General features: G+C 56.6%; 7 protein-coding genes and 1 pseudogene. 5 read left to right on the top strand and 3 right to left on the bottom strand.

From position 1 onward, the window contains the following. Positions 1-308: pseudogene (locus ENI00_RS17225) on the bottom strand (biotin synthase); the annotation flags it as partial. 50 nt (positions 309-358) lie between these two features. Here ENI00_RS17225 and ENI00_RS17220 point away from each other — a divergent pair. Then, positions 359-1093, top strand: a complete 735-nt coding sequence (locus ENI00_RS17220) for a ComF family protein (protein WP_304105109.1) — start codon at positions 359-361, stop codon at positions 1091-1093. Positions 1094-1104: 11 nt separating this feature from the next. Here the strand turns inward: ENI00_RS17220 and ENI00_RS17215 are convergent, their stop codons facing one another. Continuing rightward, positions 1105-2214, bottom strand: coding sequence for an NAD(P)/FAD-dependent oxidoreductase (locus ENI00_RS17215; protein WP_304105112.1), 1110 nt, complete (start codon positions 2212-2214; stop codon positions 1105-1107). Positions 2215-2423: 209 nt separating this feature from the next. Here ENI00_RS17215 and ENI00_RS17210 point away from each other — a divergent pair, with 209 nt between their 5' ends. The 4 genes from ENI00_RS17210 to cmoB are packed head-to-tail and all read left to right on the top strand — an operon-like array spanning position 2424 to position 5614. Continuing rightward, positions 2424-3422: a serine/threonine protein kinase gene (locus ENI00_RS17210; RefSeq protein ID WP_304105107.1), complete on the top strand. Its 999-nt coding sequence runs from the start codon at positions 2424-2426 to the stop codon at positions 3420-3422. 30 nt (positions 3423-3452) lie between these two features. Then, a complete protein-coding gene (locus ENI00_RS17205) occupies positions 3453-3848 on the top strand; it encodes a kinase (protein WP_304105104.1) in 396 nt (131 codons plus the stop codon). Continuing rightward, a complete protein-coding gene (gene cmoA, locus ENI00_RS17200) occupies positions 3838-4596 on the top strand; it encodes a carboxy-S-adenosyl-L-methionine synthase CmoA (protein ID WP_304105101.1) in 759 nt (252 codons plus the stop codon). The genes ENI00_RS17205 and cmoA overlap by 11 nt, the downstream gene beginning before the upstream one ends. A 25-nt stretch (positions 4597-4621) precedes the next feature. After that, the gene (gene cmoB, locus ENI00_RS17195) at positions 4622-5614 is read left to right on the top strand and encodes a tRNA 5-methoxyuridine(34)/uridine 5-oxyacetic acid(34) synthase CmoB (protein ID WP_304105098.1); all 993 of its coding nucleotides are present in this window, start codon (positions 4622-4624) and stop codon (positions 5612-5614) included. A 57-nt stretch (positions 5615-5671) separates the two neighbouring features. On the opposite strand, the gene ENI00_RS17190 is transcribed toward cmoB, so the two are convergent. Further along, positions 5672-6219, bottom strand: a 548-nt coding sequence (locus ENI00_RS17190; RefSeq protein WP_304105095.1) for an adenylosuccinate synthetase, incomplete at its 5' end; no start/stop codon positions are given.

Raw genomic sequence — 6219 nt, 5'->3', positions numbered from 1 at the left:
GCACCCATGCAAAACCGCGATGCGCCTTTTTCCCGGGCAGCACGAGCTTCTGCAACCACCGCCTCGATTTCCAGCAGTTTTTCCTTTTCCAGGCCGGTATTGTAGTGACCGCTCTGGGGGCAATACTTGCAGTCTTCCGGGCAGGCGCCGGTTTTGATCGACAGCAGAGTGCTGACCTGAACCTCATTGGGGTCAAAATGCTGTCGGTGTACCGACTGGGCCCGGAACATGAGATCGTTAAAAGGAAGTTCCAAAAGTGATCTGGCTTCCTGAAGTGTCCAGTCATGGCGTATTGCTGTAGCGGTCATGTAGAAGTCCTGTTAACCTTTTTTGGTATCTGGGTTTACGGATGAATCAGATGATAAAGACACTAGGCTGGCTGTCAACCTTAAATAGATTAAAGGTTGACACTGAACGGAAGAAAGACCGGTGCATCGCCTGCCTGTCGCCCAATGGCAAGCACGGTCTGTGCGCGCCCTGTCGTGCGGATCTGCCGGTGAATAAATGGCATTGCCGATGCTGTGCGCTACCCCTGGCGCACCCGAGCGACGAGTATCTTTGCGGAGACTGCCTCACATCGCCGCCGCCGTACGATCGCTCTCTCATACCCTGGCGCTATCAGTATCCGGTCGACAGCATGATCAGCCGCTACAAATACAACGGCCAGCGTAAATTCGCCCGGCCACTGCTTGCCGACTTTTCCGACTACCTTGAATTGGCCTTCGAGGGTCAAAGCGACGCAAAACCCGACTTGCTGATTCCGTCACCCATGTTCCCTGCGCGCCGTCGCGAACGCGGTTTCAATCAGGCGAGGGATATTGCAGAAAGCCTGGGCCGAGCACTGAGCATTCCAGTTGACGCAGGGGTCGTTCGCCGGGTGCGCAAAGTTCAGGCCCAGCGCGGGCTGAGCAGAGAGGCAAGACTGGCCAATCTGCGTGGTGTTTTCAACGTGTGTTCGTCGGTACCGGAACGGGTTGCCATCGTGGACGATGTGGTTACAACCGGCGCCACTGTGCGGGTGCTTGCGTCGGCGTTACGGGAGGCGGGCGCACGGAACATTCAAGTCTGGGCGCTGGCACGAACACCCGGCTAAACCGGCTGGGCTCAGGTCAGCTTGCGCGTTACCAGATCAGCAATCGCCAGGCAGGCTGTCAGTCCTGGGGATTCAATACCAAACAGGTTGACCAGCCCCGGAACACCGTGCTCTTCGGGGCCATCTATTCTGAAATCGAAAAAACCGCCCTCCGCATCTCTCAGCTTCGGCCGAATACCTGCATAGGCCGGATGGAGGCGATCGCTCTCAAGGCCCGGCCACCACTTCCGGATACCTTCCGCAAAAGCGTGCACTCGTTGGGGATCAACCGAGTAATCCTCCCGCTCAATCCATTCTACGTCGGGCCCGAAGCGGGCCTGGCCGGCTAGATCAAGAGTGAGGTGAACGCCCAGGCCGCCTGTTTCGGGCACCGGATAAATCAGGTTATGAAAGGGATGACGACCGCCGTAACTGAAATAGACGCCGCGTGCGAACCACTGGGTCGGTCTTTGCTCATCAGGCAGCCCTGTCCAGGCGCCGGTCAGTGGAACGGCTCCTAGCCCAGCCGCATTAACGAGATGTCGGGCCTTAACCGTGCATGGCGCAGCGCCAGCCACCTGCAAAACATGAGCACCTTCAACGGATTCCACGCGCACGACCGGTGAGCGCAGCGCGAGCGAGCCGCCTGCATCTTCCAGCTCACCCAGCAGTGATAGCATGAGTCCGTGGGTATCCACAATGCCGGTTTCCGGCGACCATAGCCCGGCGCTGGCACGAACGTCGGGCACTTTTCGGGCGACGGCATCACCACCCATAAGAGACAGATCAACACCATTGAGCGCAGCGTGCGACTGAATGTTTTCAAGTCTCGGATTTTGTGCTTCATCGGTGGCAACTATCCACTTACCGCACTTGTGATACGCAACCTTGTGGGCCCCACAATAGTCGTACAACTGCCTGCGGCCTTCCACGCAAAGACGTGCTTTCAGCGAGTTTTGCGGGTAATAAATCCCCGCATGAATCACTTCGCTGTTGCGGGATGAAATACCTTCGCCCACGCGATCACCGGCCTCCAGAACCACCACATCGCGGCCGGTCAGCGCGAGCGCCCGGGCAATTGCCAGCCCCACAACACCCGCCCCGATAACAACGGTGTCCAATTCGAGAAAATCACTTGCCACGGGATCAACCTGCTGCCGATGAAGCGTATCTGGTAAATAGATGAAGCGTATCCGGCAAATAAAAGCCGGTAAGCAAAAACCGATAGCACCTACGTTAACGCAATCCCGCACGGGCAGGAACCCATGGAAACATCCCGGGGCCGCATTACGAGAGCGCTGCCAAGCAGGTATACTGATGCTCACATTTACCAGCCCGGCCTCGCTTTATTATGAACGTTTCAGCCCATCCATACGATGCCCTGACGCCTGACACTCTTCTGGACGCCATGGAAGACGCCGGTTTTGCGGTAAGCGGCCGGCTGTTTGCGCTAAACAGTTATGAGAACCGGGTGTATCAGGTGGGTCTGGACGAAGGCCCGCCGGTGATCACCAAGTTCTATCGCCCCGGGCGCTGGACCGAAGCGCAAATTCGCGAAGAACACGAGTTTACCCAAGAACTGCTGGCGGCAGACATTCCTGTTGTAGCACCTTTGGTTATGCCCTCGGGAAGCACGCTCGGAAAACACGATGACTTTTTTTTCGCGGTATTTGACCAGCGCGGCGGGCAGGCACCTGACACAAGCGTTACCGATACCCTCTATCGCCTTGGGCAGTGGCTCGGCCAGATTCACAACATAGGCGCCCTGAAACCTTTTCAGCATCGCGTGGCGCTTTCACCTCTGGATGGTATCGAAGCAAGCAACAACCTGCTGCTTGAAGGCGACTGGATTCCGAAGGACCTTCGGCCAGCCTGGGACAGCCTGATTCCGGATCTTCTAACCCACTGTCGCGCCCGTATGGCAGAGGCTGGCACGATTGAAACACTTCGGCTTCATGGCGACTGCCACGCCGGTAATATTCTGTGTCGGGATGAGCAGATGCTTTTTGTGGATCTGGACGACTGTCGCTCTGCGCCGGCTATTCAGGACATGTGGCTGTTGCTGAACGGCGAAGACAGCGAACGTGGCGCTCAGCTCGGCGAGTTACTGGAAGGCTACGAAATGTTCCGGGAGTTCAATCGCCGGGAGAGGCACCTGATTGAGCCCTTGCGATGTTACCGGCAGATCAGCCACTGCGCGTGGCTTGCGAAACGCTGGGATGACCCTGCGTTCCCACGGTTTTTCCCATGGTTCGGGCAACCCCGCTTCTGGTCCGATCAGGTGCTTTCACTGAGAGAACAACTGGGAGCTCTGCAAGCGCCTTCGATTGCCCTTCCCGGCCAATACTGACCGTTATTTTGCATTTAACATGAGGTAAGCATGAGCCAGAACGATGCCCTTTATACCATCCGCAGCCTGTTTGTGACCGCCCTGATTGCTATCGGTGGCACGGTACTGGTGCTTGAACTCAGCGGCGGCATCAAGCATTCAGACAACAAGGATCATATTCCGGTTGGCGACTTTCAGGCGATCCACATCACCGAAGGTGAAACCTTCCGTATGTCGCCAAAGGCCTCCGAGCTTCACGCCGTCTGTGAAAACGGCTATCTGGCCATCGCCGCCGATGTAGACCCCTCTTTTATGGGTATTCTGGTGGATTATAAAAACCGCGGCGTGCGGTGCTATCAACCCTCGCCTAATGACCCGGCTGTGCTGCCACAGCCTGACGAACAGGCACAGCCCGACCAACAACAGGAACCCGCCAGTGACCAGTAAGACCGACCCGTTACCGGAACAGCTGACCGACCGGCTTTTTGCAGCCGAGCGCCAGCCTGAAGATTTTCGCTTCGATGCAGCCGTCGCGCGCGTATTCCCGGATATGATTCGTCGATCTGTTCCCGGCTACACCACGATCATTCCGATGATTGAAGTTATTACCGAACAATACGCTCAGCCGGACTCCAACTGCTACGACCTGGGCTGTTCACTGGGTGCTTCCACCCTGGCCATGCGCCACGGTATTGCCTTTGACAGCTGCTCGCTTGTGGGCGTTGATAATTCCTCCGCAATGATCGAACGCTGTGAACATTACATCGCTCTGGACGACCACGCCCAGCCAGTTAGCCTCCGTTGCGAGACGATTCAGGAAACAGAGCTTACGAACGCCTCCGTCACTACCCTGAACTTCACGTTGCAGTTTGTTCCGCAGGAGCAGCGAGGCAGCCTTCTGGTCAAAATTGCTGACGCGACCCGGCCCGGAGGCGTGCTGATCCTTTCGGAGAAAATCCGCTTCGATTCAGAAGATGAGCAGGCCATTCAAACGCGCCTCCACCACGAGTTCAAGCGGGCCAATGGCTATTCAGATCTGGAAATAAGCCAGAAACGCAGCGCCATCGAACAGGTACTGATTCCCGAAACACTGGAGGCCCATATAGCGCGCCTGAAAGAGGCGGGGTTTGACCGTGTGCTGGTGTGGTATCAGTGCTTCAACTTCGTATCCATGCTGGCTATCAAGGCCGGCTGAACCCTATACGCAGAGCAAGCAGACCATGTCGCACTTTGACTGGAGAACCTGTTTCGGCCAACTTCTGGCAGAACTGGACAACACTGGCCACATCATTTGGGCAGATCAAATCAAAAGGCAGCTGACCCACCGCTTTGACGACAACCCTCACGGCGACCTGGGTCGCTGGCAGTCGGCCCTGAACAGCCTTCCGGATATTATCGAAACAACATCCGAGCTGAACACCTCTGCAATCACCCTCGGCTCATCAACCACCCTGAGCGAGCAACAACAGCAAACACTTGAAAGCGGTCTGAGGGGCCTGATGCCTTGGCGCAAAGGGCCCTTTGATTTCTTCGGCATTCACATTGATACGGAATGGCGCTCCGACTGGAAGTGGGACCGGGTGTCACCTTACCTCTCAGACCTGACCGGACGGCGCATTCTGGACGTGGGGTGTGGCTCGGGTTACCACTGCTGGCGCATGCTGGGCGACGGGGCAAAGCGCGTGATCGGTATCGATCCCGGGCTACTGTTCATGTTCCAGTTTCTCAGCGTAAAACGCTACATGGGTGAGGCTCCTGTCGATCTGCTCCCCATCCGCATGGAAGACGTGCCTGAGATGCTTGAAACCTTTGATACCACTTTTTCCATGGGTGTTCTTTATCATCGCCGATCCCCTCTTGATCACCTTTTGGAACTTAAAGGCACTTTGCGCAGAGGCGGTGAACTGGTGCTTGAAACCCTGATAGTTGATGGCCCGGAAGGCCACAGCCTGATGCCAGAGGACCGCTACGGGCAAATGCGCAACGTGTGGTTTCTGCCAAGTTGTGACACATTGCTGAGGTGGCTGGACCGCACCGGCTTTCGCAACGCCCGCGTTGTGGATGTGTCACAGACCAGCACCGACGAACAGCGCAGCACAGACTGGATGCGTTTCAATTCCCTGCAGGACTTTCTGGACCCGAACAACCCTGGAAAAACCATCGAAGGCTACCCGGGGCCGAAGCGCGCTACCGTTATTGCCGAGAAACCCTGAACACAAAAAACCCGCCTTGCCGGTCAAGGCGAAGCGGGTTTCTGAATCCGTTGACGTTTAACTGTCAAATGGGTGGCGCAGGATAATCGTTTCAACACGGTCAGGGCCCGTGGAAATGATATCGATCGGCGCCTCAATCTGCTTTTCCAGAAACTGGATATAAGCTCTGGCGTTTTCCGGCAACTGCGCCAGTGTCGTCAACCCGAATGTGCTTTCGCTCCAGCCCGGTAACTCAGCGTATATCGGTTCGATGTTCTTGTAGCTGTCGCAACCGATTGGTGGCCGGGTAATTTCGCCATTCGGCGTTTTATAACCGATACAGACCTTGACAGTTTCCAGCCCGTCAAGAACATCCAGCTTCGTCAGGCAGATACCAGACACGCTGTTGATCTGAATAGCGTGGCGCAGGGCGACCGCATCGAACCAACCGCAGCGGCGGGAACGACCTGTCGTGGTGCCCACCTCGTTGCCTTTCACGGCCAGATGCTCGCCCATTTCATCGAACAGCTCCGTGGGGAAAGGGCCAGCCCCAACCCGGGTGGTATAGGCCTTGGTAATGCCCAGCACGTAATCCAGATACAAGGGGCCAAAACCGGAACCTGTGG

The sequence above is a fragment of the Marinobacter antarcticus genome (genome assembly GCF_011049865.1).
Taxonomy (GTDB): Bacteria; Pseudomonadota; Gammaproteobacteria; order Pseudomonadales; family Oleiphilaceae; genus Marinobacter; species Marinobacter antarcticus_A.
The sequence above is the reverse complement of the archived record's forward strand: the minus strand, read 5'-3'. Positions and strand labels throughout refer to the sequence as shown.

What these genes read in the sequence shown, in the direction of transcription:
- ENI00_RS17210 (WP_304105107.1), top strand. Translation starts at nt 2,424, where the DNA reads ATGAACGTTTCAGCCCATCCATACGATGCCCTGACGCCTGACACTCTT.
- cmoB (WP_304105098.1), top strand. Translation starts at nt 4,622, where the DNA reads ATGTCGCACTTTGACTGGAGAACCTGTTTCGGCCAACTTCTGGCAGAA.
- ENI00_RS17220 (WP_304105109.1), top strand. Translation starts at nt 359, where the DNA reads ATGATAAAGACACTAGGCTGGCTGTCAACCTTAAATAGATTAAAGGTT.
- ENI00_RS17205 (WP_304105104.1), top strand. Translation starts at nt 3,453, where the DNA reads ATGAGCCAGAACGATGCCCTTTATACCATCCGCAGCCTGTTTGTGACC.